Origin of the sequence: Acidovorax sp. 22279 (assembly GCF_052045435.1) — a bacterium.
In the GTDB taxonomy this organism is placed as follows: Bacteria; Pseudomonadota; Gammaproteobacteria; order Burkholderiales; family Burkholderiaceae_C; genus Acidovorax; species Acidovorax delafieldii.
The window spans coordinates 26,652-53,532 of sequence record NZ_JBQEOV010000006.1 but is presented as its reverse complement, the minus strand read 5'-3'; the positions used below and the strand labels follow the sequence as shown (position 1 = coordinate 53,532).

Here is a 26,881-nt window from a genome sequence, read left to right as displayed (position 1 = left end):
CACTCGCTGGCCTTGAAGAGGGGTTGCACCTCCGTGCAAGCCCCTTGGGCTGCAACCCTCAGGTCGCGGATGCGCTGTTGGATCCCTTGCGCCAGAACTTGCCCACGCCCACCACCAGCGCGGCGCCCAGTGCGGCTGCTACATAGTGCAGCGCAGGGTGCGCCACTGCGTAGTCATGCAAGATGGCATCGCTGGCGATGGTTTCTCCACCCACCCAGCCGATCAGCGCGGCGCCGAGCACCACGATGACAGGGAAACGCTCCATGAGCTTGATCATGAGGGTGCTGCCGAAAATCACCAGCGGGATACTGATGGCCAAGCCCAACACCAGCAGCACCACGTTGCCCTGGGCCGCAGCCGCCACAGCGATCACGTTGTCCAGGCTCATCACCAAGTCGGCGATGAGGATGGTGCGGACGGCGGCCATCAGGCTGCCATAGGTTTTGGACTCGCCCTCGTCCTCCTCGTCGTCGCTGAGCAGCTGAAAGCCGATCCACAGCAGCAGACAACCGCCCACGATCTGCAGGAACGACAGCTCTAGCAGCTTGGCAGCCACAACGGTCAGCAAAATCCGCAAGACCACGGCAGCGCCAGAGCCCCAGAACACGGCTTTCTTTTGCTGATGGGGGGGAAGGGACCGGGCTGCCAGCGCGATGACCACCGCGTTATCGCCCGAAAGAATGATGTTGATCCAGACGATCTTCACCAGGCCGATCCAAAAATCGGCGCTTTGCAGAAACTCCATGACTGACTCCACTGTTATGAATGCAAGAAGCGCCCGGAACCTGGGTTCCGAGCGCTTCTCTTTTTGTAGGAGCCACCAGTCTAGCGGTCTGTGCCGCGCACCGCGTCCGTAATTGTGCTTACTGACGGGACAGCGACAGCCCGCTTACTTCAGCTGGGCCTTGAGCAGCTTGCCCAGTTCCGAAGGGTTGCGGGTGATGATGAAACCCGACTCTTCCATGATGGCCAGCTTGGCATCGGCCGTATCGGCGCCGCCAGAGATCAGCGCGCCAGCGTGGCCCATGCGCTTGCCGGGAGGGGCGGTCACGCCAGCGATGAAGCCCACGATAGGCTTCTTCATGTTGGCCTTGCACCACTGGGCGGCTTCGGCTTCGTCCGGACCGCCGATTTCGCCAATCATGATCACGGCGTCGGTATCGGGATCGTCGTTGAAAGCCTTCATCACGTCGATGTGCTTGAGGCCGTTGATGGGGTCGCCACCAATGCCCACGGCGCTCGATTGACCCAGACCGACTTCGGTCAGCATGGCCACGGCTTCGTACGTCAGGGTGCCCGAGCGGGACACCACGCCGATACGGCCCTTACGGTGGATGTGACCGGGCATGATGCCGATCTTGATTTCGTCAGGCGTGATCAGGCCAGGGCAGTTGGGGCCCAGCAGCAGCGTCTTCTTGCCACCAGCGGCTTCCTTGGCCTTCATCTTGTTGCGCACCATCAGCATATCCTTGACCGGAATGCCTTCGGTGATGCAGATGGCCATGTCCAGGTCGGCTTCGACAGCTTCCCAGATCGCGTCCGCAGCGCCTGCGGGCGGCACATAGATCACCGACACGGTGGCACCGGTCTGCTGGGCGGCTTCCTTGACGGAGGCGTAGATCGGGATGTTGAAGATCGACTCGCCTGCCTTCTTGGGGTTCACGCCCGCCACGAAGCAGTTCTTGCCGTTCGCGTATTCCTGGCACTTTTCGGTGTGGAACTGGCCAGTCTTGCCCGTGATGCCCTGGGTGATGACCTTGGTGTCTTTGTTGATGTAGATCGACATGTGTGTTCTCCGGGCTTACTTGACGGCAGCAACGATCTTGGTCGCAGCTTCGGCCATGGTGTCTGCGGCAATGATGGGCAGGCCAGACTCGGCCAGCATCTTCTTGCCGAGCTCTTCGTTCGTGCCCTTCATGCGCACGACCAGCGGCACGTTCAGGTTCACGGCCTTGCAAGCTGTGATCACGCCGGTGGCGATGGTGTCGCACTTCATGATGCCACCGAAAATGTTGACCAGAATGCCTTCGACCTTGGGGTTCTTCAGCATGATCTTGAAGGCTTCAGTCACCTTCTCGGGGGTGGCACCGCCGCCCACGTCCAGGAAGTTGGCCGGCTCGCCGCCGAACAGCTTGATGGTGTCCATGGTGGCCATGGCCAGGCCAGCGCCGTTCACCAGGCAGCCGATGTTCCCGTCGAGGCTGATGTAGGCCAGGTCGAACTTGGAGGCTTCCACTTCGGCTGGATCCTCTTCGTCCAGGTCACGGAAGGCCACGATTTCGGGGTGGCGGAACAGCGCGTTGGCGTCAAAGTTGAACTTCGCGTCCAGGGCCATCAGGTTGCCCTTGGAGTCGCAGTTCAGTGGGTTGATTTCCACCAGCGACGCGTCGGTGTCCATGTAGCACTTGTAGATCTTGGCGAAGATGTCTACGGCTTGGTCGATGGAAGCGCCGGTCAGGCCGATGGCGGCTGCCACCTTGCGGCTCTGCGCTTCGGTGATGCCGGTCAGTGGGTCGATCATCTCGGTGACGATCTTCTCCGGTGTGGAGTGGGCCACTTCCTCGATGTCCATGCCGCCTTCGCTCGAAGCGATCAGGGCGACCTTCTGCGTGGCGCGGTCGGTGACCAGCGAGACGTACAGCTCATTCTTGATGTCGGCGCCGTCTTCGATGTACAGGCGGCGGACCTTCTGGCCCTCAGCGCCGGTCTGGTGGGTGACCAGCTGCATGCCCAGGATGTCGCTGGCGCGTGCTTTCACGTCGTCGATGGTCTTGGCAACCTTCACGCCGCCGCCCTTGCCACGGCCACCGGCGTGGATCTGGGCCTTGACCACCCACACGGGGCCGCCGAGCTTCTGGGCTGCTTCCACGGCTTCTTGCACCGTGAATGCGGGAATGCCACGCGGAACGGGCACACCAAAATTGCGCAAGATTTCCTTGCCTTGGTATTCGTGAATCTTCATGAGGTCTCTCTCAGGGAAGGGTGGTAGTTACCCGTTTACCATGAACAGATGTCTGGCCGCGGGCTTGGGACATGGCAACCCGCGACTGTATCATGCTGCAACGCACCATCCTTGTGCCTGACTTACACCCTGGGTGGGCCTGGCGGCCTTCCCGCCCCCACTTGTATCCGGCAGACGCTGCCACCTTTTTGCAGGAGCACCCCCATGTCCAAAGTCTTTATTGATGGCGAAGCCGGTACCACGGGCCTGCAGATCCGCGAGCGCCTGCAGGCCATGCCGCAGATCGAACTGGTCAGCATCGCGCCTGAGCTGCGCAAGGACCCGGCCGCCAAGCGCGACCTGATCGCGGGGGTGGATCTGGTGGTGCTGTGCCTGCACGACGACGCTGCGCGCGACACCGTGGCGATGGTGGACGAGATCGAGCGCAGCTCGGGCCGCAAGGTCAAGGTGATCGATGCCAGCACGGCGCACCGCACTGCCAATGGTTGGGTGTACGGGTTTCCGGAACTCGCGGCAGCACAGACACAAGCGGTGCGCGACGCCACCCGCGTCTCCAATCCCGGCTGCTACGCCACGGGCGCGATTGCCATGCTGCGCCCGCTGGTCGATGCAGGCCTGATCCCGGCGGACTACCCTTTGAGCCTGCCTTCGGTCTCGGGCTACTCCGGCGGCGGCCGCACCATGATCGAAGCCTACGAGGCGGGCACCGCAGCGCCGTATGAGGCCTATGCGCTGGGCCTGTCGCACAAGCACATCCCCGAAATCTTGCGCTACACCGGGCTCACACGCCGCCCGGTGTTCATACCTGCGGTGGGCAACTTCCGCCAAGGCATGCTGGTGCAGTTGCCGCTGCACCTGGACCTGCTGCCCGGAGCCCCCAAGGCCAGCGACCTGCACGACGTGCTGGCCGGCCACTACAGCCGCACCAACACGCCAGAACAATGGGTCAGCGTGCTGCCCCCCACAGACGATTTGAAGCTGGCCGCCGACACGCTGACCGACACCAACAAGCTGGAGCTGCGCGTGTTTGCCAACGAGCAATACCGGCAGGCCGTGGTCATCGCGCGCCTGGACAACCTGGGCAAAGGCGCCAGTGGCGCTGCAGTGCAGAACCTGCAATTGATGCTGGGCGTGTAAACACCTCAGAGCGCGTCAGGAAGCGGGGTCGATGCCCCGCCTGTTGGCGTTGCGGTCAGCCCTCGTCAGACGCATCGACGCCCAGCACAGCGCGCCGCGCCACATCGCCTGAGAACCCCCGCACCAGCAAAAACCGCATGTGCTTGGCGCGGGTTTGGGGGTCTGCGGCGGGCTCGCCAAACTTGCGGCGCCACACCTCGCGGGCACGCTCCAGTTCGCTGCCCTGCAGCTGGGCCACTGCTTGCTGCACAGCCTCTGCCCCCAGCCCCTTGGACTGCAGCTCCTGCCGGATGCGCGATGCGCCCAGGCGCCCTGCCCGCCGGTGCAACACCGACTCCACCACGCGCGCCTCGCTGATGAAGTCCTTGGCCTGCAGGTCGTCCAGCACAGCCTCCAGGTCTTCGCCCTCCTGCACATGGGGCGCGAGCTTGCGCTGCAGCTCGGCGCGCGAATGCTCCCGCTGGCTCAGCAGCCGCAGCGCACGGCCCTTGAGCGAGAGCGCAGTGAATCCCATGACCGATCCAAAGCTATAGTTTTAATAGCTGCAGGCACATATGAAATGTGCACCTGCAGGCTATTTAGCTTCAAAAACCGGGAATCACTCGTCTGCAGCCGCTGCTGGGGCCTGCAGTGCGCCAGGCAGCAGCGCAATGCCCAGGCCTTCACGCACCTTGTTCTCGATCTCGCGGGCCAGGTCAGGGTTCTCGCGCAAGAACTCACGCGCGTTGTCACGGCCCTGGCCGATCTTTTCGCCGTTGTAGGCGTACCAGGCACCGCTCTTTTCCACGATCTTGGCCGTCACGCCCATGTCGATGATCTCGCCCTCGCGGCTGATGCCCTCGCCGAACAGGATGTCGAACTCGGCCGTCTTGAAGGGCGGGCTCACCTTGTTCTTGACCACCTTGACCTTGGTCTCGTTGCCGATAGCTTCGTCGCCCTTCTTGATCGTGCCGGTGCGACGGATGTCGAGGCGCACCGACGCGTAGAACTTGAGCGCATTGCCGCCGGTCGTCGTTTCGGGCGAGCCGAACATCACGCCGATCTTCATGCGGATCTGGTTGATGAAGATGACCATGCAGTTGGTCTTCTTGATCGTGGCGGTGAGCTTGCGCAGCGCCTGGCTCATCAGGCGGGCTTGCAGGCCGGGCAGGGCGTCGCCCATCTCGCCTTCGATTTCGGCCTTGGGCGTGAGCGCAGCCACCGAGTCCACCACGATCAGGTCCACGGCGCCGGAGCGCACCAGGCTGTCCACGATTTCCAGCGCCTGCTCGCCGGTGTCGGGCTGGCTGATCAGCAGGTCGGACAGCTGCACACCCAGCTTCTGGGCGTACTGCACATCCAGGGCGTGCTCTGCGTCGACAAACGCGCAGGTGCCGCCTTGCTTTTGCATCTCGGCAATCACCTGCAGCGTGAGCGTGGTCTTGCCCGACGATTCCGGGCCATAGATTTCGACCACACGGCCACGGGGCAGGCCGCCAACGCCCAGCGCGATATCGAGGCCCAGCGAGCCGGTGGAGACGACCTGGATGTCCTCGATCACCTCGCCTTCACCGAGGCGCATGATCGTGCCCTTGCCGAATTGCTTCTCGATCTGGGCGAGCGCGGCGGCCAGGGCCTTGGCCTTTTCCGTGTTCACGGGCAATGCGGGGTTAGTGCCTTTGACTGCGACGTCCATGAGAAACTCCTTGAAAAACAACAGGTTGGATGCTTGCACCGCTCTGCGGTTAATCACAGGCTGGATGCTTGAACAGTAGTTTATGCGAGCAATGAAATCCAGATAAAGCGATTTTTAGTCAGTTTGCCTGACAATATCGCATGGCCGATTTTTCTCCAGCCGCCCCCCTTGCCACGCCCGCCCCGGGGCCTGACGATCGCTGGCGCCAGACCCACCTGGGCCGCCTGATGGGCAGCGCCCTGCGCCGCTTCGACGCGCGGGTGCTGCAGCTCATGGCGCGCAATGTAGAGGTGCCGCTGGCGCTGTCCAACCTGGCAGCACGCGACCAGGTGACGGCTGCACACGTGCACATCACCCGGCACCTGGCCTTGCAGGGCGACCGGCTGACCGACCTGGCCCAGCGCGCGGGCATGACCAAGCAGGCGATGGCCAACCTGGTGGACCAGTGCGAGGCCTGGGGGCTGGTCACGCGCGAGGCCGACCCGCTGGATGCGCGGGCGCGCCGCGTGTGCTTCACGCCCACCGGCCTGGCGTGGCTGCAGGCGTTCCGGGATGCGGTGGCGCAGGCCGAGGCGGAGTTCCGCGCCGAGGTGGGCCATGACGTGGCCACCGTGGTGGCCATTGGGCTGGAGGCCTATGCGGGCGGCGATACGGGTGCCTGAACCCCCATCGGCTCGGCACACGCCAGCAGCCATTCCCTGAAGCACTGCAGCGCGTGCAGCTGCGTGCGGCCTTCGGGGTAGCAGAACCAGTAGCCCACATCACTCCGGTAACCGCCGCGCAGGTCGGCATCGGGCAGGGGCTCGCGCACCAGGCCTGCCGTGATTTCATCCTGCACCAGGCAACGCGGCACCAGCGCCAGTCCCATGCCCGCCATCACGGCGCGGATCATGGTCTGGAACTGGTCGAACTGCGGCCCGGCCAGCGGGTCGATGAGGCCCTCCACCCCGTGCGTCTCGCTCCAGCGCAACCACGCCTCGGGCACGGTCACGTGGCGCAGCAGCGCGTAGCGGGCCACATCGCGCGGGGTGTGGATGGGCCAGTCGGCCACCTTGGTGCGGGGGGCGATCAGCGCCACCTCGTTGCCCGTGATGTGGTGGGCGTGCGCGCCGGGCCAGTGGCCGTCGCCGAACAGGATGGCGCAGTCCAGCTCGGGGCGGGTGAAGTCGTAGCTGTGCACATAGGGCACAAAGTGCAGCGTGATTTGCGGGTGCTGTTGCTGGAACTGCGGCAGGCGTGGGATGAGCCATTTGGCCGCAAACGTGGGCAGGCTGGACAGGTGCAGCGCCCCCCCACCGTCATCGCTGGTGATCAGCTCCAGCGTGGCGGCCTCCAGCTGCGCCAGCACGCCACGCACCGCCTTTTCGTAGCGCTCGCCGGCGGGGGTGAGCGCCAGGCGCTTGCGGCTGCGTTCGAACAGCGGCACGCCCACCCAGGTCTCCAGTTCCTTGACCTGTTTGCTGACCGCGCTTTGGGTGAGGTGCAGGGCCTCGGCCGCGCGGGACACCCCGCCGAACCGCGTCACCGTGGAAAAAGCCCGCAGCAGGTGAACGGGTGGCGAGAGGCGGCGAAGAGATGACATAGTAAGTAATCAAATCATTCCAAATAAGAATGTTATCAGGCATATCCATTGCTTGGTAGAGCGCATTGAATCCTTTAACCTCAATGCAACCCATAGGAGAAACGCCCATGCAACGCCGTCACCTGCTCTCAGCACTGGCCGCCGTATCTTTCGCTCCCGGAATGTCTTTGGCGCAAGAGGGCAAGCCCCTGCGCATCATCGTTCCGTTCCCGCCCGGGGGCGCCACGGACATCACGGCCCGCAGTCTGCAAGAGTCGCTGGCGCGCATCCTCAAGCAGCCCGTGGTGCTGGAAAACCGGGGCGGCGCAGGCGGCTCCATCGGCATGGCCGAAGTCGCCCGCGCGCCGGCAGACGGCCTCACCCTGGGCGTGGCCACGCTGTCCACCCATGGCGTGAACCCCGCCGTGTACACCAAGTTGCCCTACCACCCGACCAAGGACTTCATCGGCGTGACCGAGATCGTCAAGGCCCCGGGCGTCATCGTGATCAACCCGGCCGTGGTGCCCGTCAAGGACTTTGCGGAGCTGGTGAAGTACCTCAAGGCCAACCCCGGCAAGGTGTCCTACGCCACCCCCGGCAACGGCACCATCGGCCACATGTGGGGCGAGCTGTTCAAGAGCAGCACCGGCACCTCCATGGTGCACATCCCCTACCGTGGTGCAGGCCCGGCCATCAACGACGTGCTGGCGGGCCAGGTGGCGGTGTACTTTGACCAGGTGGCTTCGTCGCTCCCGCACGTCAAATCGGGCAAGCTCAAGGCGCTGGCGGTGTCGTGGCCCGAGCGGCTGGATGTGTTGCCCGATGTGCCCACCTACGCCGAACTGGGCTACAAGCAGGCCAACGAGCCTTCATGGTTTGGCCTGGTGGCCCCTGCGGGCACGCCCGCGGCGGCGGCAGACCGCATCCAGCAAGCCGTCGCCCAGGCCCTGAAGGAGCCCGCTGTGCGCGAGCGACTGGCGGGACAGGGCCTCTACCCCTCGGGCACCACACCCAAGGAGTTCACGGCCCAGATCGCCAGCGAGATCGACAAGATGAAGCGCGTGGCGGCCTACGCCAAGGTGGTGCTCGACTGACCTGATTCCCCCGGGCCCTGGGCCCGGGGACGGCCACAGCTGGGATGGTGAGACAACGCAGGCAAGCCTGCTTCCCGGACCTGCTCAAGGTCTCAGGGATAACCATAGTCACATCCCGGTCTGGGCGGCTAGGCCAGCCGCCCTCCTTTGCGCACACTCTGCCTATGCATGCAGCCTTGAAACTGATCCACCACCGCTTCCAGCAGGCCCAGCCCGGCGTCACCGGCTCGCCGGGGCTTGCCACCCAACCCGCCACCGTCACTGGGGTGCCCGGCAGCACACCGCTGGTGCTCGACTCCCCCCACAGCGGCACCCGGTACCCCGACGACTTTGGTTCCGCCCTCGACCTGGCCACGCTGCGCCGGGCCGAAGACACGCACGTCGAAAAGATCTACGCCTTTGCCCCCGCGCTCGGCGTGGCCTGGGTCGAGGCCCACTTCCCCCGCATCTACCTGGACGCCAACCGCGATACGACCGAGCTGGACACCAGCCTGCTCGATGGCGACTGGCCCGACCCCATCTCCACCGACCCCAAGGTGCTCAGCAAGGTGCGCCTGGGCAAGGGGCTGATCTGGAAGTTCACCGACCAGGGCGAACCCATCTACCAGCGCCAGCTCACCGTGGCCGAGGTGCGTGCGCGCATCGACCGCTGCTGGCGCCCGTACCACGCCGCCGTGGCCCAGGCCATTGACGCCGCCCATGCGCGCCACGGCTACAGCATCCACCTCAACTGCCACTCCATGCCCGCCGTGGCCGGGCGCTTTGCCACCGAGTTTCCGGGGCTGGAACATGCCGACTTTGTGGTGGGCGACCGCGATGGCACCACCGCCAGCCCGGCGTTGTCGGCACTGATCTGCGAGCACCTGCGCGCATGCGGCTACAGCGTCGAATACAACCACCCCTACAAGGGCGTGGAGCTGGTGCGCCGCTACGGCAACCCCGCGCAGCACCGCCACAGCATCCAGGTCGAGATCAACCGCAAGCTCTACATGGACGAGCAGACGCTCGCCCAGATGCCCGAGGGCATGGCGCGGCTGCAGGCGGACCTCAAGACCCTGGTGCAGAGGCTGCTGGCACACGATCCGCGCTGAGCACCCGACGCAGGCCCGGCGGGCTCAGGCCACCAGCGTGGAGACCCCTTCGTAGAGCAGGCCCATGCTCTCTGCCGTGGCGATGTTGCTGTGGGCCAGGCCCGCGCGCGAACCATCGAGTGCGACCACCGACATGGCCTGAAAGCCCGCGTCCTGGCCGTTGTGCAGCAACCAGCCCGTGCCGTGCGCCGCATGCACCAGCCAACCCAGGCCATAGCGGCCTGCGGGGGCGTGCCCCAGGTCCTGAAGACCCTTCACGTAGCTGCGCGGCAAGGGGGTGGCTTCGCCGCGCAATGCCCGCAGATGCCACTGCAGCCACCGTGCGTCCTTCTCCACCGTCAGGCTCACGGCGCCTGCCGGGTCCAAGACCTCCAGCCACACACGTTCCGGCGCCTCGGCCAGCGGCAGGGGCTGCAGCCGCCCGTCCAGGATTTCATGCCCGGCGGGCTGCTGGCTCCCGGCACGCATCGGCTCTCCCACAAAGAGCGAAAGACCCAGGGGCTGGGCCACGCGCTGGCGCAGCAAATCCTCCCACCCGAGACCCGTGGCCGCGCGCAGCATGCGGGCCGCCAGCGCATAGCCTGCGTTGGAGTAGGCAAAGCCCGGGTCTGCGCCCGTGCCGCGAACGGGCGGCTGGCGCAGCAGCCACTGCAGGAAGAACGCCTCCGCCTCCGCAGGTTGCTGCCAGCGCGCCAGCACCTCAGGGCCCACTGCATTCACGAACAGGTCCACGTCTTCGATGGCTGAAAAACCCATCACCCCGGCGCGATGGTCCAGCAGGTCGCGCAGCGTGATCTGCTGGTAGGCGGGCAAGGCGCTCTGCGCCAGCTCGGGCAACGTCTGGGCCAGCGTGCTGTCCCAGCGCAGCAGGCCCTGGTCAACCACGCTCGCGGCCGCGCAGGCCGTCATGGCCTTGGTGTTGGAGCCGATGGCCATCAGGTCGCCCGTGGCCAGGGGCGCATTGCCACCCAGGCGGCGCAGCCCCGCGACGGCTGTGAGGACCTGGTGCGGGTCCGCCCACCCGGCTGCGGCTCCCACCACGCCCTGCTTCACCAGCCCTTGGGCCAGAGTCTGCACCCGCTTGTGGGCTTCGCGGGGGCCGTCGTCGTCGCCCCCACCGCAGGCGGTGAGCACAATGCCCAGCGTGGACAGACCTGCGGCGGCCAGCCAGTGGCGGCGCGAGAGGAGGAGGGCGCTGCGCGCCGTGGAAGGGGTAACAAGGTGGGTAGGGTTCATGGCATCTCGTGAAGTGAAGAAGATGCCGGGATTGTTGAAACGCCAACCTTGGGCGAACCCAAAGATCTGTGTGGGGAATGACGGCTGCGGGCTACGGGTTGTCAGCCCGCCACCGGCCAGCGCAGCGTGAAGCCCACGCCCCGCCCGTGCAGCCCCGGCCCCAGGCGGACCTGCCCGCCCAGGTGGCCGATGGCCTGCTGCGCAATGGTGAGCCCCAGGCCCGATCCGCTGCTGCGCGCGCGTGGCGAGCGCCAGAAACGCTCGAACACCCGGTCCCGCTCACCGGCCGCTATGCCCGGGCCGTCGTCGGCAATCCAGACCACCACGTCGCCGCCCTCCTGCCGCACCCGCAACTGCACCTCGCGCCCCGCGCCCGGGCCGCAGCCGTGCTTGAGCGCGTTGTCCAGCACATTGCCCAGGGCGGACCAGAGCAGCTGTCGGTCCAACGGCAGCTCCAGAGTGTCCGGGCCGTCCAGAGACAGCTCCACGCCCAGACCCTCGGCCCAGCCCGCGCGCTCGGCCAGGCAGTCCTGCAGCAGCGCCATCAGGTCCTGGGGCGCGGCGGGGTGCAGCGCGGGGGCTTCTTCCAGGGCTGCCAGCATGAGCAGCTGTTCGCTCAGGTGCGCGGCGCGCTGCACGGCGCGCGTCAGCGCCTCGCTGGCCTGCGCGCGTGCGGGGCCTTCGGGGGCTTGCGCCAGCACATGGGCCTGGGTGGCGATGACGGCCATGGGCGTGCGCAGCTCGTGGGCCGCGTCGTGCACCAGGGCCTTTTCGCGCGTCAGGTGGACGCGCAGGCGGGCCAGCAGCTGGTCGAACGACTGGGCCAGGCCGTGCAGCTCGCGCTGGGGCGGCAGGTGCTGCAGCGGCCGCAGGTCGTGGGCCGAGCGGGCGGCGATCTGGGCATCCAGCCGCGCCAGCGGGCGCAGCCCGGTGCGCACGGCCAGCCACAGCGGCAGGCCCACCAGCGGCAGCGCCAGCAGCACCGAGGCCGCCAGGTCTTCGCCCATGAAGCCCAGCAGCCGTGCATCGGCCAGGCGGGGCTCGGCCACCACCACGCGCCAGGGGCCCGTGCTTTCCCAGGCCACCCAATGGGGTGTGCCGGCCACGTCCATCGCGGCATGGCCCGCGTCGCCTGCCAGCACCACGGCGCGCACACCGGCCGTGCTGCTATGCAGAAGCTGGCCTGTGCGGTCCTGCAGCTGCAGCAGCACCGAGGTGCCCTGCAGCAAGTCCACATCGGCGCGCATGGCGTTGAGGGTGTGGGCCATGCCGTGCACCAGCGCGCGGGCCTCGGCGGGTTGCTCCAGCGTGGCCAGCGCCCCTGCCAGCCCCTGCGCGAGCTGGCGCACGCCGGGGTTGGTGTCCATGGCGCGGTAGTGGGTGATGGCCGCCTGGCCCAGCAGCACCAGCCACACCAGCGCCATGGCCGCGAGCAGTGCCAGCAGGGTGCGGCGCATGAGGCTCGGGCCCCACCAGCCGCGTGGGGGCGCGGGGGTTTCGGTCGGTGGTGTCATGGCTGCAGCCGGTAGCCCACGCCACGCACCGTGACCACGCGCTCTGCGCCGATCTTCTTGCGCAGGTTGGAGACATGCACCTCCAGTGTGGCGGCATCCAGCGCGTCGCCCAGGGGTTCGAGCCGCTGTGCAAGCACGTTCTTGGCCACCACCTTGCCGGGTTCGCGCGCTAGCTCCACCAGCAGCCGGAACTCGCGCGGTGACAGCGCCAGGGGCTCGTCGCCCACCCAGGCCTCGTGCCGCCGGGGCGCCACGCGCAGCGCGCCCAGCGTCCACTCCTCGCTGGCCTGGCGCGCACTGCGCCGCAACACGGCGTGCAAGCGCGACAGCAGCTCGGGCACATCGAAGGGCTTGAGCACGTAGTCGTCGGCACCGCCGTCCAGGCCGTCAAGCCGGTCCTGCAAGGCGGTGCGGGCTGTGATCACGATCACCGGCAGGCTGAGGCCCGCGCGGCGCCAGCGACGCAGCAACGCCATGCCCTGACCGTCGGGCAGGGTCAGGTCCAGCAGCACGGCGGCGACCTCGTTGGCGTCGGGCAGGGGCGGCGTGGCGGCCACGCTGCGCAGCCATTGCACCGTGAAGCCGCCCTGCTGCAGGGCTTGCAGCAGGGCCTGGCCCAGGTCCAGGTCGTCTTCGATGAGCAGGATGTGCATGGCCGCCATTTTCCGTGTCCCAAGCTTGCAGCCAGCCAAAGGCGCCAGACAGGGAGCTGGCGCCTAAAATCCTCGCACAGGCAGACAATGACGACACAGGCCCGCCCACGGGCCGCACCACCCAAGGAGACAGTCCGCATGCGCATCCTCATTGCCGAAGACGACCAGGTGCTGGCCGATGGCCTGCTGCGCACGCTGCGTGCCTCGGGCGCCGTGGTGGACCATGTCGCCAGCGGCAGCGAGGCCGACGCGGCGCTCATGACCAACAACGAGTTCGACCTGCTCATCCTGGACCTGGGCCTGCCCAAGATGCATGGGCTGGAGGTGCTGAAAAAGCTGCGCGGCCGGGGCTCCGCCCTTCCGGTGCTCATCCTCACCGCCGCAGACAGCGTGGAAGAACGCGTGAAGGGCCTGGACTTTGGCGCCGACGACTACATGGCCAAGCCCTTCAGCCTGCAAGAGCTCGAAGCCCGCGTGCGTGCCCTCACGCGCCGGGGCATGGGCGGCACCAGCAGCGCCATCAAGCACGGCCCGCTGGTGTACGACCAGGCCGGCCGCGTGGCCACCATCGACGGCAAGATGATCGAGCTGTCCGCCCGCGAGCTGGGCCTGCTGGAGGTGCTGCTGCAGCGCGCCGGCCGCCTGGTGAGCAAGGAGCAGCTGGTGGAGCGCCTGTGCGAGTGGGGCGAGGAGGTGAGCAACAACGCCATCGAGGTCTACATCCACCGCCTGCGCAAGAAGATCGAAGGCGGGCCCATCCGCATCGCTACCGTGCGCGGCCTGGGCTACTGCCTTGAGAAGATCCCCAATTAACTATCAAAACGATAGCGGCTTGTGCATATGAATCTGGCGCTATCGGGTGTTTTGGCTTCAAAAATGCCACGGCGGCCGCTGTGAAGATCTTCCAGCGCGAGCAGCGCTCCCTGTTCGGCGAAATCCTGGACTGGATGCTCACGCCGCTGCTGCTGCTGTGGCCTGTGAGCCTGGCGCTGACCTGGCTGGTGGCGCAGGGCCTGGCCAACAAGCCGTTTGACCGGGCGCTGGAATACAACGCCCACGCCCTCGCCCAGCTGGTGAGCGTGGTGGGCGACAAGGCCCAGTTCAACCTGCCCCAGCCCGCCAGCGAGATCCTGCGCGCTGACGACTCCGACATCGTGTACTACCAGGTCATCGGCCCGGGCGGCGAGTTCCTCTCGGGCGAGCGCGAACTGCCCGAGCCCCCCAGCGACGAGGTGCCCCTGTCGGGCGAGGTGCGGCTGCGCGATGCCGAGATGCGCGGCATCGACATCCGCGTGGCCTACATCTGGGTGCGCCTGCCGCTGAAAGACACGCCGGTGGCGCTGGTCCAGGTGGCCGAGACGCGCGAAAAACGCAGCGTGCTGGCCACCGAAATCATCAAGGGCGTGATGCTGCCGCAGTTCGTCATCCTGCCGCTGGCGGTGCTGCTGGTCTGGCTGGCGCTGGCGCGGGGCATCCAGCCGCTCAACCAGCTGGAGCAGCGCATCCGCGCGCGCAACCCCGACGACCTCTCGCCGCTGGACGACCGCACCGTGCCGCTCGAAGTGGCGCCACTGGTGTCGTCCGTCAACGACCTGCTCACGCGGCTGAACGATTCGCTGGCCACGCAAAAACGCTTTCTGGCCGATGCCGCGCACCAGCTCAAGACCCCGCTGGCGGGCCTGCGCATGCAGGCCGACCTGGCCCAGCGCGAAGGCACCAGCACCGAAGAGCTCAAGCGCTCGCTGCAGCAGATCGGGCGCTCCAGCATCCGCGCCACACACACCGTCAACCAGCTGCTGGCGCTGGCGCGGGCCGAGGGCAGCGGCGTGGGCATTGCCCGCCAGCCCTGCGACCTGGCGCGCCTGGTGATCGAGGTGGTGCGCGACTCGGTGCCCCGTGCGCTCGACAAGCACATCGACCTGGGCTACGACGGCGCCGAGCCTGGATCGCCGGGCGTGCTGATCGACGGCAACCCCACGCTGCTCAAGGAGCTGGTGCGCAACCTGGTGGACAACGCCATCAACTACACGCCCTCCACGCCCGACAAGCCCGGCGTGGTCACCGCCCGCGTGCTGGCCGACACCTTCGGCCATGTGCTGCTGCTGCAGGTCGAGGACTCCGGCCCCGGCGTGCCCGAGGCCGAGCGCGAGCTGGTGTTCCAGCCGTTCTACCGCGCCCTGGGCAGCGAGGCCGACGGCTCCGGCCTGGGCCTGCCCATCGTGCTGGAGATCGCCAGCAAGCACGATGCCGAGGTCACCCTTGAAGACGCACGGCCTGGCCAGACCCCGCCCGGCGCGCGCTTCAGCGTGCGGTTTGCGGCGCGGGACGTGGTGGCGGGCAGCTGACCCTGTGGCAGAAGACAAGGCCGTCGCGCTGCAGGGTTGATGCGCCGGCAACCCGCCGCAGCACGGGTCATCCGGCATCATGCGGCCTCGTAGCTTGGCCCGATCTTTTTGCACGGACGCAGCCCCCATGACCTCACCGCCCCGCCGCTTTGCCAACACGCACCCTGACGTGGTGATCGGCAACTTCCCCTGGTACGAAATGGTCTGGCGCTCGCTGCGCGGCNCAGCGAGCCTCCGGGCGGCTATGAGGCCTTTGCCCGGCAATGGACGCAGCCGGTGGACCCCGCGCGCATGGCACAGCGCCAGCAGGCCCCCGTGATCACCTGGCTGGGCCATGTCTCCATGCTGCTGCAGGTGGCGGGCCTCAACGTGCTGATCGACCCCACGCTGTGCGATTTTGCGGGCCCCCTGGGCCGCTTCGGTGCCCCGCGCCGTGTGCCTGCGCCCATGGCGCCCGAGGACCTGCCGCCCATCGATGTGGTGCTGATCTCGCACAACCACTACGACCACCTGTGCTACGGCACCTTGCGCCGCCTGCGCAACGCGGGCCAGTCGCCCCGCTTTGTGGTGCCGCTGGGGCTGGCCGACTGGTTCACACAGCGGGGCATGGGCTCCGTCACCGCGCTGAACTGGTGGGAGCACGCCGACATCGCCCCCGGCGTGCGCGTGGTGTTCACGCCGTCGCAGCATTGGAGCCGCCGCACCCCGTGGGATACGAATGCCTCGCTGTGGGGTGGGTACCTGCTGGAATGGGCGCGCCCGCAGGCGGCTGCGCCCTGGCGCTTTCTGTTCCCGGGCGACACGGGCTACAGCGAAGACTTCAAGGCCATCCGCCAGCGCCTGGGGCCGGTGGACTTTCTCGCATTGCCCATCGGCGCCTATCTGCCCCGCGACTTCATGAAGCCCATGCACGTGAACCCCGAGGACGCCGTGCAGCTCATGCTGGACGTGGAAGCCAGGCAGGCCATGGGTGTGCACTGGGGCACGTTCATGCTGACGCAGGAGGCCTTCGACCACCCGCCGCGCGACCTGGCCGCCGCGCTCGCGCAGCGTGGCCTGCCGCTGGACCGCGTCTGGCTCATGCGGCAGGGCGAGACGCGCGCCATACCGTTGCCATAGCGCTGCACCGGGGTTGGCGCAGCAACCGTGCTCACGCCACGCGCTGCACCGACATCAGGGCCATGTACAAAAAGCCCCGGCCCGTGGGCACGCGGTACACGCCCTGGGCGCCCAGCACCTGCGCGGCCACGCCCGACAGCTCCCAGCCATCGGTGGCATCGCCCTTCCACAGCGGCACCGTGAGGTGCAGGAAGCCTTGGGCTTCGCCCCACTCCCGCACCGCAGCGATGCGCGACACCACCGGGGCCTCGTTGTGGAAATTGGCCCAGGCCCACAGCCAGGTGCCGCTGGCCTCCGACACGGAGCCGATGAACTCGATGTCAGCCACCAGACGGGGCACACCGCCGTCTGAAAAGGTCAAGGTGCCTGCCGCCTGGTCGTAGTCCCAGCGTTCAAAGTGCGAAATGCCGTGGTCCTGCTCCAGCGCGCGCTGCTTGTCCCGCAGCGCATGGTGGCCCTGTGTCACCGCATCGATCCAGGCGGCTTCGGCATCACCGTCCAGGGCCTCCACGCTGCGTGCCATGGCGTCCTGGTAGCAGTGGTGGCACAGGATCTGGAGGTCCAGGCAGTCCGCGTTGTGTTCGTTCCACTCGCCGCCTGTCTTGAGCAGCTCGGTATGGCAGCTCGCACACCAGGCGTCCGGGTAAGGGGTCTCTGGCGACGGCGCATCGCAAAACCAGCGCTGCACCGGGTGGCGGCACAGGTGGCCGCACACGTAGGTGGGCGCGGCCTCTCCGTGCTCGCCGCACTGGATGGATGTCGGCTCTTCGTTCATGGTGAAGGTGCTCAGCCGCAGGTGCGCAGCGTCTTGCCCGCCATGGCCGTGCGCAGCACATCCAGCTGTGCCCGCAGCGCGTCGTTCACGGCGGACAGGCGCAGCGTGAAGCCGGGGGATTCGGCGCGCTCCTGGATCACGCGCGCCGTGCGCACGCCTTTGTTGCCAAGGTTGGCCAGCTCGCGCTCGGCCGCCTCTTTCGATGCAAAGCGGCCCAGCGACAAGCCCAGTTCAAGCGTGCCCCCGGCGCGGTCGTGGTCCACCTTGCGGGCGCGCAGCTCGGCACGTTTGCGGTCCAGTGTTTCCACGTCGTCAAAGCGCCCCATGTAGACCATCCAGCGGCCCGGCACGGGCGTGGGCTCCAGCGTCCAGCTGCCTGAGGGCAAGCCAGCAGCCGCCGTGCGCAGCACTTCGGCCTGACGGTCGTCGAACACGCCGGCCTGCAGGCACTCGGCAGATTCTGCGGGGGCCGGGGCAGCCGGTGTGGAGGCGGGGGTGGGGGAGTCGTTGGCGGCGGTGGCCTGGGAGGGGGAAGTGGGGGAGGGAGGCGCGGCAGAGGAGGTCTTGCTGGGGTTGACCTTCAGGATCTGCAGCGTCTCGGGCCGGATCTGCTGGTTCATGCGCTGGGGCTCGGACTGCTCTTGCGGCGCATAGCCAAACTGGCGCAGCAGCCCTTGAGACCACGCGTAGTAGCCCGCGTTGGCCAGCAGCAGCACGATCACGGCAAGACGGAGCATGGGGCGCGGCCTTTCAAGAACACTCGCATCGGAAGAGGAAGCTGTCTCACACCGGTGGCACTGCCGCCGGCCGGACGCTGATTTCAGAACTGGTGATGGCCTGCATGCCACCGGCTGTGTGCACCAGCAGCGCGCCATCATCGCCCACGCCATGCGCGGTGCCGGTGTGGCCGTCGCTCAGCGTCACCGCGCGGCCCTGCAGCACATCACGTGCCGCAAAGCGGGGCTGCATGGGCGCAAACCCATAGCCCGCAAACGACTGCAGCATGGCCACCAGCGGCGGCACGATGCGCAGCAGGGCGGTGGGTGCGTCCAGCCCCGGCTCAACCTCCTGAAGGCTGCCGGGGGGCATGCTCATGCCCTCGGGGCTGCGCGGCAGCACGTTGATGCCAATGCCCACCACCACATAGCGCGCGGTGCTGGTGCTGGCCTGCGAAGCCACAGCCTGGGGTGCCACAAAACTGGCCGTCTCCACCAGGATGCCACCCAGCTTGCGGTCGCCCGCCGCGCCGCCCAGCCACAGGTCGTTGGGCCACTTGAGCCCCACACGCGCAGGCTGCCCCGCCCCCAGCGCAGGCAGCACGGGCTGCAGGCTTTCGGCCACGCTCACCCCCACGGCGAGCGACAGGCCGGACCAGTCCTGGGGGGCCAGCGGCAGTCCCAAGGACATCATGAGAGAAGCCCCCACATCGCTTTGCCACACCCGCCCCAGCCGCCCGCGCCCGGCAGTCTGCTGCTCGGCCACCAGCAAGGTGGGCTCGCACTGGCCGTTGCGCGCACGACGCATCAATTCGGTGTTGGTGGAGTCGATGGTGGGCAGCACCTCGACGGTAAAGCCCGGTAACAGCGGTGACACCGCTTCCCAGACGGCCTCGGCAGGCCAGCGGATGGGGGCATTCATCGCCGGGCCTTTTTGGCGGCCTTGGCGGAAGGTTTGGACGGCGGCAGCGGCACGGGAGGTGCCCAGCCGCGCTTGGGCGCCAGCAGCGTGCCCCGGCAGTCGGGGCTGCCACACCAGCAGGGGTATTCGGCCTTGAGCTTCGGGGTGTAGCGCTCTTCAATGATCAGGCCGTAGTCGTAGTTGAGCTCTTCGCCCGCCTTGATGTTGCGCAGCGCGGTGATGAAAATGCGGCCGTCCCGCTCGTCGGCGTAGCAGTTGGGGTTGCAGCTGTGGTTGATCCAGCGCGACGAATTGCCACCGAACTTTGCGTCGATCACATGGTCTTCATCCACATGGAAGTAGAACGTGTGGTTGGGTTGCAGCGGGTCGTGCGGGTGCCGGTCCTGCGCCTCTTGCCAGCCGATCACTTCGCCCGTGTACTCCACAAGGACTTCGCCCTCTGCAATATCCTGCACGGCAAACACGCCCTTGCCATGTACGCCCGAGCGCCGGGTCTGGATGCGACGGCCCTGCGCGGGGGTCGGGGTTGCAGGCGGTGCGGTGCGGGGCATGGCAAAAACTCTGTTAACTTGAATATGCACACATGCGCGTGCGCGTGTACGCGTGAGGCAACGAATTGTAGAAGCGACCGGCCGGATGCCGGACAGCCAGACTGGCGAGAAACCAAAAAATGACCAAGACCCTGGTAATTGCAGAGAAACCCTCGGTGGCGCAAGACATCGTGCGCGCGCTGACCCCCGTGGCGGGCAAGTTCGAGAAGCACGAAGACCACTTCGAGAATGACCGCTATGTAGTCACCAGCGCCGTGGGCCACCTGGTGGAGATCCAGGCCCCCGAGCAGTTTGACGTGAAGCGCGGCAAGTGGAGCTTTGCGCACCTGCCTGTGATCCCGCCGTACTTTGACCTGAAGCCCGTGGACAAGACCAAGAGCCGCCTGAACGCGGTGGTCAAGCAGGCCAAGCGCAAGGACGTGACACAGCTCATCAACGCCTGCGACGCGGGCCGCGAGGGAGAGCTGATCTTCCGCCTGATCGAACAGTACGCCGGTGGCGCCAAGCCTCTGGGCAAACCGGTCAAGCGCCTGTGGCTGCAGTCCATGACGCCCCAGGCCATCCGCGACGGCTTTGATGCGCTGCGCACCGAGCAGCAGATGGCGGGCCTGGCCAGCGCGGCCCGCAGCCGCTCCGAGGCCGACTGGCTGGTGGGCATCAATGGCACGCGGGCCATGACGGCGTTCAACTCGCGCGATGGTGGGTTCTTCCTGACCACCGTGGGCCGGGTGCAGACGCCCACGCTGTCGCTGGTGGTGGAGCGCGAGGAAAAGATCCGCAAGTTCATCAGCCGCGACTATTGGGAAATCCACGCCACCTTTGGCGCGGAAGCCGGCGAGTACCCCGCCAAGTGGTTCGACCCCAAGTGGAAGAAGGGAGAGGATGTGGAAATGCGCGCGGACCGCGTCTGGTCCGCCGCCGAGGCACAGTCAATAGCCAACGCCGTGCGCGGCAAGCAGGCCACGGTCACCGAAGAGAGCAAGCCCACCACACAGGCATCGCCCCTGCTGTTCGACCTGACCAGCCTGCAGCGCGAGGCCAACGGCAAGTTCGGCTTCTCGGCCAAGACCACGCTGGCCCTGGCGCAAAGCCTGTATGAGCGCCACAAGGCCCTGACCTACCCACGTACCGACTCGCGCGCGCTGCCGGAAGACTATTTGCCGGTGGCCAAGCAGACCTTTGAAATGCTGGCCGACAGCGGCATGCGGCATCTGGCGCCGCACGCGCTCACGGCGCTGAACAACAACTACGTGCGCCCGTCCAAGCGCATCTTTGACAACAGCAAGGTCAGCGATCACTTCGCCATCATCCCCACCCTGCAGGCACCGAGCGGCCTGAGCGAAGCCGAGCAAAAGCTGTACGACCTGGTCGTGCGCCGCTTCATGGCGGTGTTCTTCCCCAGCGCTGAATACACGGTGACCACGCGCATCAGCACCGTGGCCCCGCACAGCTTCAAGACCGAAGGCAAGGTGCTGGTCAAGCCGGGTTGGCTGGCCATCTATGGCAAGGAAGCGGCCGACGAAGTGGAAGGTGGCAAGGACGGCGACAAGGGCCAGAACCTGGTGCCGGTGAAGCCCGGCGAGAGCGTCAACACCCTGGCCGCCGACCCCAAGGGCCTCAAGACCAAGCCCCCCGCCCGCTACTCTGAAGCCACGCTGCTGGGCGCCATGGAAAGCGCGGGCAAGCAGATCGACGACGACGAACTGCGCGAAGCCATGCAGGAAAAAGGCCTGGGCACCCCAGCCACACGCGCGGCCATCATCGAAGGCCTGCTGACCGAAAAGTACATGCTGCGCGAGGGCCGCGAAATCATCCCCACGGCCAAGGCCTTCCAGCTCATGACGCTGCTGCGCGGTCTGGAAGTGGAAGAACTCTGCCGTGCCGACCTGACCGGCGAGTGGGAGTACAAGCTCTCGCAAATGGAAAAGGGCCAACTGAGCCGCGAAGCCTTCATGGCCGAGATCGCCGCCATGACCGAGCGCATGGTCAAGAAGGCCAAGGAATACGACCGCGACACCATCCCCGGCGACTACGCCACGCTTGAATCGCCCTGCCCCAACTGCGGCGGCGTGGTGAAGGAAAACTACCGCCGCTTTGCCTGTGTGGGCAAGGCGGGCGCGGAGCCTTGTGGATTCAGCTTCGGCAAATCACCCGCAGGCCGCACGTTCGAGACGGCAGAGGCCAACGCCCTGCTGCGGGACAAGAAGATCGGCCCGCTGGAGGGCTTCCGCTCCAAGGCGGGCTGGCCCTTCACGTCCGAGATCGTCATCAAGTACGACGACGAGGCGCACAACTACAAGCTCGAATTCGACTTTGGTGACGACAAGAAGGGCGAAGAGTCCGGCGAGATCGTGGAGTTTGAAGACGCCGCGCTCGGCCCCTGCCCCATCTGCGGATCGGAAGTGCATGAACACGGCAGCAACTATGTGTGCAGCAAGGCCGTGCCTACCGCGGCGCAGCCGACGCCCAGCTGCACCTTCAAGAGCGGCAAGATCATCCTGCAGCAGCCCGTGGAGCGCGAGCAGATGCACAAGCTGCTGGAGACCGGCAAGACCGACCTGCTCGACAAGTTCGTGAGCATGCGCACGCGCCGCAACTTCAAGGCCCACCTGGCGTGGGACAAGGAGGCGGGCAAGGTCAACTTTGAATTCGCGCCCAGCAAGTTCCCACCCCGTCCAGGCGTCGCTTCAAAAACAATAGCAACCAAGACAAAAGCCACTAGCGCTGCCGCCAAAAAAGCCCCTGCAAAGAAGGCCGCAGCCAAAACAACGGCTGCCAAAGCCCCGCGCAAGGCCGCTGCAGGCAAGGCCCCCAGCGCAGCCCTGGCCGCCGTGATCGGCACCGAGCCGGTGGCGCGCCCCGAGGCCGTGAAGAAGATGTGGGAATACATCAAGGCCCACAACCTGCAAGACCCCAAGGACAAGCGCACCATCGTCGCTGACGACAAGCTGCGCGCCGTGTTCGGCAAGGACAGCGCGGGCATGTTTGAGCTGGCGGGCATTCTGGGCAACCACCTGGGCGGCGAATGATGCAGGCGCCGAACATGGAACCTACCGCGTCGATGGCTGGCAGCGTCTGCCGCACCGCGCTGGTGGCACTCGCGGTTGCCGCTGCGCTGGGGGGTTGCACCACCACAGGCTCTGCGCGCTCCAGCGACCCCGCCAGCCAGCAGCAGCCCCAGGGCGCGAGCGGCGTGACCGTGTTTGGCGATATCGACGTGAACGTGACGCGGGAGCGCACCCGCTGACTGCAAGCTGCCACCGCGCGCAGTCCGTCTTCAACCAGCACGGGGCCGGGCGGATGATGGAACGTGAGCCGCAAGGGAGAGATTGATGGTCGAACCCGCACTGTCGCTGCAGATTGCCACCACGGTGCACCACCGCATCCACACTGTCACGGTGCGCATGGATTCGGTGGGCTGGGTGGTCTCTGGCACCAAGCACCTGGTCACACCGGGCGGGGCGCACCGCTATCCCAGCGGGCGGGTGTTTGTGCTGCCGCGTGGCGCGCAGTGGGAGGTGGTCAACGACCCCGCCCCGCAAGGCCGCTATGTGGCGCGACTGCTGTGTTTTGCGCCCGAACTGGTGGAGCAGTTTCACCGCCAGTTCGGCCAGTTTGCGGCCGTGCCTGCGGTGCAGGGCTGTGCGGGCCTGGCGGCCGATGCGGCATTTGAAGACAGTTACCGGCGTGCCCTGGCCGCGCTGGAGAGCGATGCCAGCTCGCAGGCGCTGCGCGAACACCGCGCGCTCGAGGTGCTGCTGATGCTGGCCGAGGCAGGCATCGTCTTCGCCCCGCCCGGCGAGCTGGGCTGGGCCGACCGGGTGCGCCGTCTGGTGGGCCCCAGCCCGCAGGCTGACTGGACGGTGGAGCGTATCGCCGCTGCCTTTGCCACCAGCGCCAGCACCCTGCAGCGCCGCCTGGCACAAGAGGGCGAAACCGTGAGCCAGTGCCTGCGCGATGTGCGGCTGGAGACGGGGCTGGTTCTGCTGCAAAGCTCCACGCTGCAAGTGTCCGAAATCGCCGCGCGCTGCGGCTACGAGTCGCACAGCCGCTTCAGCGCGGCCTTCCGCGAACGTTTTGGCTTTCCGCCCTCGCAACTGAGACCCTGATTACTTCGGCTGACGCACAGCGCACAGCCTTTGATGCCGCCGAGCCAGTGCGAAGGCGTGGCATACCGCACCATCAAGTCCTTGTTTCACACCGCTACTACAAGGAGCTTTTTGGATGAGCCACCCACTTTCACGCCCCCGTCGCGCTTTTACCTCCATCGCGGCGCTTGCCACCATCGGCCTGGCATTGGCTGCCCATGCCCAGGCGTTCACGCTCAGCAGCCCCGACTTTGCGGCGGATGGCACCTTGCCCCAGCGTTTCGAGTTCAAGGGCTTCGGCTGCGCAGGTGAGAACCAGTCGCCCGCGCTGCGCTGGAACGGTGCGCCTGCAGGCACGCAGAGCTTTGCCGTCACCGCGTATGACCCTGACGCCCCCACAGGCTCGGGCTGGTGGCACTGGTCGGTGGTGAACATCCCCGCCAGCGTCACCGAGCTGCAGCCCGACGCCGGTGCTGCTGGCGGCGCCAAGCTGCCCGCAGGCGCCAGCCATGTGCGCATCGACTACGGCGTGGCCGCCTGGGGCGGGGCGTGCCCGCCCGAGGGGGATGCGCCGCACCGCTACATCTTCGCGGTGCATGCACTCAAGGTGCCACGCCTGGACCTGCCTGCCGACGCCACCGCTGCGCTGGCGGGCTACATGATCAACGCCAACAGCCTGGGCAAGGCCACACTCACGGCGCGCTACGGGCGCCCTGCGGCCCAAGGCAAGCAGCAGTGACGGTGTGGGGTGGGGTGGGGTGGGGCACTGTGATGTTTTAAGCTCGGCAGTCACCCACCCCATCACAGGCCCACCCCATGCGCAGCCCCCGCGAACGAGCCCTCTGGTCCCTTCTGGCCGCACTGCTGCTGGCCGCCGCAGCAGCGGCGTGGTGGACCGCCGACCAGTGGCTGCCCCAGGCCGGACCCTGGACCGAACAGGCCTGGAAAAAGATCACCCGCCCCGGGCCCGGGTCCCTGCCACCCGACAAGCGCCCCGCTGCTGCGCAGGCCCGCCCGGCGCCGGCGGGCGCGTCCCAGCCCGTGGCGCCGCAGCCGCGCAAATGCGTGCGGGACGGCCGCACCACCTACACCGACCGGCCCTGTCCCCGGGGCAGCCAGGAGCTGCCGGTTGACGGGGCAGTCACGTCGCTACCGCCTGCGCAGTAAGCGGCTGGCGGCCAGCTGTGGTTGGCGTGCAGGCCTGTGGTGGGCATGTCGTTTTTTTCCTAGCCCGCGAGGGGGCCGCGCGGATTCAATCGGTGCATTGATTCACTACCCCAGGCCTCTCTCTTTCTTTGGGGCCGCATGCACCGATGCACCACCACCAACCCCTGCGCGTTTTTCTTGTTCTGCTGGCCGCCCTGGGCCTGGCCATCCCCTGGTACTTCAACACCCTGTACTTTCTGGCCGGTGGCAGCGTGATGCCCGATGTTTTCTGGCGCGATGCCTTTGCCAACGCGCTCACCACCGGCATCACCTGCGATGTGTACCTGGCCGCCGTGGCGTTCTCAGCCTGGGTGGCGGCCGACCGCCGCCTGGGCGCGTGGCGCTGGGCCTGCATCGCGGCCTGCTTTGGTATCGGGCTCGCGTTTGTGATGCCGCTGTACCTGGCTCAACGCCTGCGCAGGGACGCGGATCCCTCCGGCGGCTGACCCAGCTGCGCCTGCGCGCCCACTTGCAGGGGCCAGTGTTCGCTGACCGCGCTGCGGCTGCCCTGCACCAGGGCCTGTAGCGGCTGGCCCGCCAGCCTGCGCACATCGCGCGCCATGTGCGACTGGTCGTAGTAGCCCTGGTCCACCGCCAGGCCCACCACCGGGTCGCCGGGCGCAGCCAGGGCGTTGCCCAGCGTGCTGTTCAGCCGTGCAATCACCTGAAACTGCTTGGGCGCCATGCCCCAATGCGCCACAAAGCGCCGCTCAAACTGCCGCTGGCTCAGACCCAGACGCTGTACCGTATCCGTGGCGTTTTCAGTGGCTGCATGCAGCAAGGCCAGCGCCTGTTGCCGCCGCGCCTCGCAAGGCGACGGCGGCGCAACCCACTGCCGGATGAAGTCGCACAGCACCTGCAGGCGCGCACCATCGTCCGCCGCCGATCGCACCGCGTGTTCCACCTCGGCCCACCCGGGGCCCACCAGTTCGGCCAGCGGCCGCAGCGTGTTCGCCAGCGCGCGCGCGCTGGCGAACAGCGCCGCCGCTGCCGAAGGCTGCAGCACCAGCCCCACGGCCTGCACCGGTCCGCTGTGTTCATACACCGTGGCCGTGGTGCTGGCGCTCATCCAGGCCGATGGCGGCACGGGCGCGCCCCGGCACACCACCTGCCCGGCCAGCCGCACCACCAGCATGCTCGACACCATGGCCGGGAAATGCGATTGCGCCAGCGCCGCCGGGGCATCCACCACCACGGCAGCCATCAGCCAGGGCTGCAAATCGGAGGGGACGGGCACCAAGCGCTGCATATCCGCATTCTGCATATCGACGTGGCGCAGGTGGCGGCTTTCGGGGTGGGTGGTCAGCCAGTCAGCCGTCGTACTCGACTTTCTCCAGCCACCCGTGCGACATGCAGCTGCCGCAGTGCCCGACTATCCTTGTTGCTTTCGTATCCCCACCCACCACCCACCACTCAACCGTGCCAAGCACCATGCAGCAAGAGCAAGCCCCCACCCGGTCCGTCCCCCTCGCAGGCGCCACCAACTTCCGCGACCTCGGCGGCTACACCGGCCACGGTGGTCGCCCGGTGAAATGGCGCCGCATCTTCCGCTCTGACCACCTGGCGGGCCTGACGCCCGAGGACCAGGCCCTGCTGGCAGACCTGGGCGTGGCCCGCGCGGTGGACTTTCGCGGCCAGGCCGAAAGCGCCGCGTATGCCTACGCACTGCCCGGCGTGACCTACCACCCGTTGCACATCGAACCCACCGTGGTGCAGCGCGCGCTGGAGCTGCAGCGCACCGGCCGCCAGCTCACCGCCCAAGACGCCGTGGGCCTGATGCAGGACACCTACCGGGGTTTTGTGCACGACAACGCCCCACGTTTTGCCGAGCTGTTCCGCCTGCTGCTCGCCAGCGATGCACCCACCGTGTTCCATTGCACCGCTGGCAAAGACCGCACCGGCTTTGCCGCCGCCCTCATCCTGCTGACCCTGGGCGTGCCGCGCGATGTGGTCATGCACGACTACCTGCTCACCAACGCGCTCTACCAGCGCCCACCGGGCATGGGCAGCCACGCGCCGGAAGAAGTGCTGCGCGTGCTGTGGCGTGTTCAGGAAGAGTTTCTGGATGCCGCCCTGCACATGGTGAACAACGACTTTGGCGGGCTGCAGGCGTATCTGGTGGACGTGCTGGGTATTGACGCTGCCGCACAGAAAGAATTGGCAGAGTTGTATCTGCAGGCAGAGTAGGGCTCGTGCAAGTCGCAGACAGGCAAGCGGCCACCAATATCTGCACACA

The 26,881-nt window shown here is 67.1% G+C and carries 28 protein-coding genes; 14 read left to right on the top strand and 14 right to left on the bottom strand.

The genetic code is table 11. From position 1 onward, the window contains the following. Window positions 1-58: 58 nt before the first annotated feature. The 3 genes from ACTJKQ_RS09640 to sucC all read right to left on the bottom strand — a co-directional run bounded on the left by ACTJKQ_RS09640 (window position 59) and on the right by sucC (window position 2,962). On the bottom strand, window positions 59-745 hold the full coding sequence (locus ACTJKQ_RS09640; RefSeq protein WP_056056608.1) for a TerC family protein: 687 nt from the start codon (window positions 743-745) through the stop codon (window positions 59-61). A 144-nt stretch (window positions 746-889) separates the two neighbouring features. After that, window positions 890-1,786, bottom strand: a complete 897-nt coding sequence (gene sucD / locus ACTJKQ_RS09635) for a succinate--CoA ligase subunit alpha (RefSeq protein WP_056056609.1) — start codon at window positions 1,784-1,786, stop codon at window positions 890-892. A gap of 15 nt (window positions 1,787-1,801) precedes the next feature. After that, complete coding sequence (gene sucC / locus ACTJKQ_RS09630; RefSeq protein WP_218300861.1) at window positions 1,802-2,962, bottom strand: ADP-forming succinate--CoA ligase subunit beta; 1,161 nt, start codon at window positions 2,960-2,962, stop codon at window positions 1,802-1,804. A gap of 204 nt (window positions 2,963-3,166) precedes the next feature. On the opposite strand from sucC, the gene argC reads away from it, so the two are divergent. After that, window positions 3,167-4,099 carry an N-acetyl-gamma-glutamyl-phosphate reductase gene (argC, locus tag ACTJKQ_RS09625; protein WP_440596699.1) on the top strand — a complete coding sequence of 311 codons (933 nt, stop codon included), beginning with the start codon at window positions 3,167-3,169 and terminating at the stop codon, window positions 4,097-4,099. A 55-nt stretch (window positions 4,100-4,154) separates the two neighbouring features. Here the strand turns inward: argC and recX are convergent, their stop codons facing one another. Both recX and recA read right to left on the bottom strand, forming a co-directional pair. Then, entirely contained in the window at window positions 4,155-4,613 is a 459-nt protein-coding gene (gene recX / locus ACTJKQ_RS09620) for a recombination regulator RecX (RefSeq protein WP_440596698.1), read from the bottom strand. Between the two features lie 84 nt (window positions 4,614-4,697). Continuing rightward, window positions 4,698-5,774: a recombinase RecA gene (gene recA / locus ACTJKQ_RS09615; RefSeq protein WP_056057577.1), complete on the bottom strand. Its 1,077-nt coding sequence runs from the start codon at window positions 5,772-5,774 to the stop codon at window positions 4,698-4,700. 140 nt (window positions 5,775-5,914) lie between these two features. Between recA and ACTJKQ_RS09610 the strand changes: the two genes are divergently transcribed. Beyond that, window positions 5,915-6,436 (top strand): MarR family winged helix-turn-helix transcriptional regulator, encoded by a 522-nt coding sequence (locus ACTJKQ_RS09610; protein ID WP_056742807.1) that lies wholly within the window; start codon window positions 5,915-5,917, stop codon window positions 6,434-6,436. Here the strand turns inward: ACTJKQ_RS09610 and ACTJKQ_RS09605 are convergent. Then, on the bottom strand, window positions 6,409-7,356 hold the full coding sequence (locus ACTJKQ_RS09605) for a LysR substrate-binding domain-containing protein (protein WP_440596697.1): 948 nt from the start codon (window positions 7,354-7,356) through the stop codon (window positions 6,409-6,411). The two genes, ACTJKQ_RS09610 and ACTJKQ_RS09605, sit on opposite strands and share 28 nt — an antisense overlap. Before the next feature lie 107 nt (window positions 7,357-7,463). Between ACTJKQ_RS09605 and ACTJKQ_RS09600 the strand changes: the two genes are divergently transcribed. Further along, complete coding sequence (locus ACTJKQ_RS09600) at window positions 7,464-8,429, top strand: tripartite tricarboxylate transporter substrate binding protein BugE (RefSeq protein ID WP_440596696.1); 966 nt, start codon at window positions 7,464-7,466, stop codon at window positions 8,427-8,429. 164 nt (window positions 8,430-8,593) lie between these two features. Further along, window positions 8,594-9,520: an N-formylglutamate amidohydrolase gene (locus tag ACTJKQ_RS09595; protein WP_440596695.1), complete on the top strand. Its 927-nt coding sequence runs from the start codon at window positions 8,594-8,596 to the stop codon at window positions 9,518-9,520. A gap of 24 nt (window positions 9,521-9,544) precedes the next feature. On the opposite strand, the gene ACTJKQ_RS09590 is transcribed toward ACTJKQ_RS09595, so the two are convergent. From ACTJKQ_RS09590 to ACTJKQ_RS09580, 3 genes are all read right to left on the bottom strand, one after another. After that, window positions 9,545-10,756, bottom strand: coding sequence for a serine hydrolase domain-containing protein (locus tag ACTJKQ_RS09590; protein WP_440596694.1), 1,212 nt, complete (start codon window positions 10,754-10,756; stop codon window positions 9,545-9,547). 101 nt (window positions 10,757-10,857) lie between these two features. After that, window positions 10,858-12,270, bottom strand: coding sequence for a sensor histidine kinase (locus tag ACTJKQ_RS09585; protein WP_440596693.1), 1,413 nt, complete (start codon window positions 12,268-12,270; stop codon window positions 10,858-10,860). After that, window positions 12,267-12,923: a response regulator gene (locus tag ACTJKQ_RS09580; RefSeq protein ID WP_260668930.1), complete on the bottom strand. Its 657-nt coding sequence runs from the start codon at window positions 12,921-12,923 to the stop codon at window positions 12,267-12,269. Before ACTJKQ_RS09580 ends, ACTJKQ_RS09585 begins: the two co-directional genes overlap by 4 nt. Window positions 12,924-13,061: 138 nt before the next feature. Here ACTJKQ_RS09580 and ACTJKQ_RS09575 point away from each other — a divergent pair, with 138 nt between their 5' ends. The 3 genes from ACTJKQ_RS09575 to ACTJKQ_RS09565 all read left to right on the top strand — a co-directional run bounded on the left by ACTJKQ_RS09575 (window position 13,062) and on the right by ACTJKQ_RS09565 (window position 16,387). Continuing rightward, window positions 13,062-13,736: a response regulator gene (locus tag ACTJKQ_RS09575; RefSeq protein WP_056056624.1), complete on the top strand. Its 675-nt coding sequence runs from the start codon at window positions 13,062-13,064 to the stop codon at window positions 13,734-13,736. Window positions 13,737-13,816: 80 nt separating this feature from the next. Further along, a complete protein-coding gene (locus ACTJKQ_RS09570) occupies window positions 13,817-15,268 on the top strand; it encodes a sensor histidine kinase (protein ID WP_015016304.1) in 1,452 nt (483 codons plus the stop codon). Between the two features lie 291 nt (window positions 15,269-15,559). After that, window positions 15,560-16,387, top strand: coding sequence for an MBL fold metallo-hydrolase (locus ACTJKQ_RS09565; RefSeq protein ID WP_440596692.1), 828 nt, complete (start codon window positions 15,560-15,562; stop codon window positions 16,385-16,387). 31 nt (window positions 16,388-16,418) lie between these two features. Here the strand turns inward: ACTJKQ_RS09565 and ACTJKQ_RS09560 are convergent, their stop codons facing one another. The 4 genes from ACTJKQ_RS09560 to ACTJKQ_RS09545 are packed head-to-tail and all read right to left on the bottom strand — an operon-like array spanning window position 16,419 to window position 19,351. Continuing rightward, window positions 16,419-17,162, bottom strand: coding sequence for a DUF6882 domain-containing protein (locus ACTJKQ_RS09560; RefSeq protein WP_440596691.1), 744 nt, complete (start codon window positions 17,160-17,162; stop codon window positions 16,419-16,421). A gap of 11 nt (window positions 17,163-17,173) precedes the next feature. After that, on the bottom strand, window positions 17,174-17,899 hold the full coding sequence (locus ACTJKQ_RS09555; RefSeq protein WP_440596690.1) for an SPOR domain-containing protein: 726 nt from the start codon (window positions 17,897-17,899) through the stop codon (window positions 17,174-17,176). Window positions 17,900-17,945: 46 nt separating this feature from the next. Next, on the bottom strand, window positions 17,946-18,800 hold the full coding sequence (locus tag ACTJKQ_RS09550) for a biotin--[acetyl-CoA-carboxylase] ligase (protein ID WP_056056634.1): 855 nt from the start codon (window positions 18,798-18,800) through the stop codon (window positions 17,946-17,948). Then, a complete protein-coding gene (locus tag ACTJKQ_RS09545) occupies window positions 18,797-19,351 on the bottom strand; it encodes an SET domain-containing protein (RefSeq protein WP_440596689.1) in 555 nt (184 codons plus the stop codon). Before ACTJKQ_RS09545 ends, ACTJKQ_RS09550 begins: the two co-directional genes overlap by 4 nt. Window positions 19,352-19,470: 119 nt before the next feature. On the opposite strand from ACTJKQ_RS09545, the gene ACTJKQ_RS09540 reads away from it, so the two are divergent. The 6 genes from ACTJKQ_RS09540 to ACTJKQ_RS09515 all read left to right on the top strand — a co-directional run bounded on the left by ACTJKQ_RS09540 (window position 19,471) and on the right by ACTJKQ_RS09515 (window position 25,091). Beyond that, window positions 19,471-22,380: a DNA topoisomerase III gene (locus ACTJKQ_RS09540; RefSeq protein ID WP_440596688.1), complete on the top strand. Its 2,910-nt coding sequence runs from the start codon at window positions 19,471-19,473 to the stop codon at window positions 22,378-22,380. Between the two features lie 14 nt (window positions 22,381-22,394). Continuing rightward, on the top strand, window positions 22,395-22,598 hold the full coding sequence (locus ACTJKQ_RS09535) for a hypothetical protein (protein ID WP_235511522.1): 204 nt from the start codon (window positions 22,395-22,397) through the stop codon (window positions 22,596-22,598). Between the two features lie 85 nt (window positions 22,599-22,683). Then, window positions 22,684-23,460, top strand: a complete 777-nt coding sequence (locus ACTJKQ_RS09530) for a helix-turn-helix transcriptional regulator (protein WP_116748341.1) — start codon at window positions 22,684-22,686, stop codon at window positions 23,458-23,460. Window positions 23,461-23,575: 115 nt separating this feature from the next. Then, complete coding sequence (locus tag ACTJKQ_RS09525) at window positions 23,576-24,178, top strand: YbhB/YbcL family Raf kinase inhibitor-like protein (protein WP_440596687.1); 603 nt, start codon at window positions 23,576-23,578, stop codon at window positions 24,176-24,178. Window positions 24,179-24,255: 77 nt separating this feature from the next. Next, the gene (locus ACTJKQ_RS09520; protein ID WP_440596686.1) at window positions 24,256-24,606 is read left to right on the top strand and encodes a DUF4124 domain-containing protein; all 351 of its coding nucleotides are present in this window, start codon (window positions 24,256-24,258) and stop codon (window positions 24,604-24,606) included. 146 nt (window positions 24,607-24,752) lie between these two features. After that, on the top strand, window positions 24,753-25,091 hold the full coding sequence (locus ACTJKQ_RS09515) for a DUF2834 domain-containing protein (RefSeq protein WP_440596685.1): 339 nt from the start codon (window positions 24,753-24,755) through the stop codon (window positions 25,089-25,091). On the opposite strand, the gene ACTJKQ_RS09510 is transcribed toward ACTJKQ_RS09515, so the two are convergent. After that, on the bottom strand, window positions 25,052-25,882 hold the full coding sequence (locus ACTJKQ_RS09510; RefSeq protein WP_440596684.1) for a helix-turn-helix domain-containing protein: 831 nt from the start codon (window positions 25,880-25,882) through the stop codon (window positions 25,052-25,054). The genes ACTJKQ_RS09515 and ACTJKQ_RS09510 overlap by 40 nt on opposite strands. Window positions 25,883-26,076: 194 nt before the next feature. Here ACTJKQ_RS09510 and ACTJKQ_RS09505 point away from each other — a divergent pair, with 194 nt between their 5' ends. Continuing rightward, on the top strand, window positions 26,077-26,832 hold the full coding sequence (locus ACTJKQ_RS09505; RefSeq protein ID WP_440596683.1) for a tyrosine-protein phosphatase: 756 nt from the start codon (window positions 26,077-26,079) through the stop codon (window positions 26,830-26,832). The last annotated feature ends 49 nt before the right edge of the window (window positions 26,833-26,881 follow it).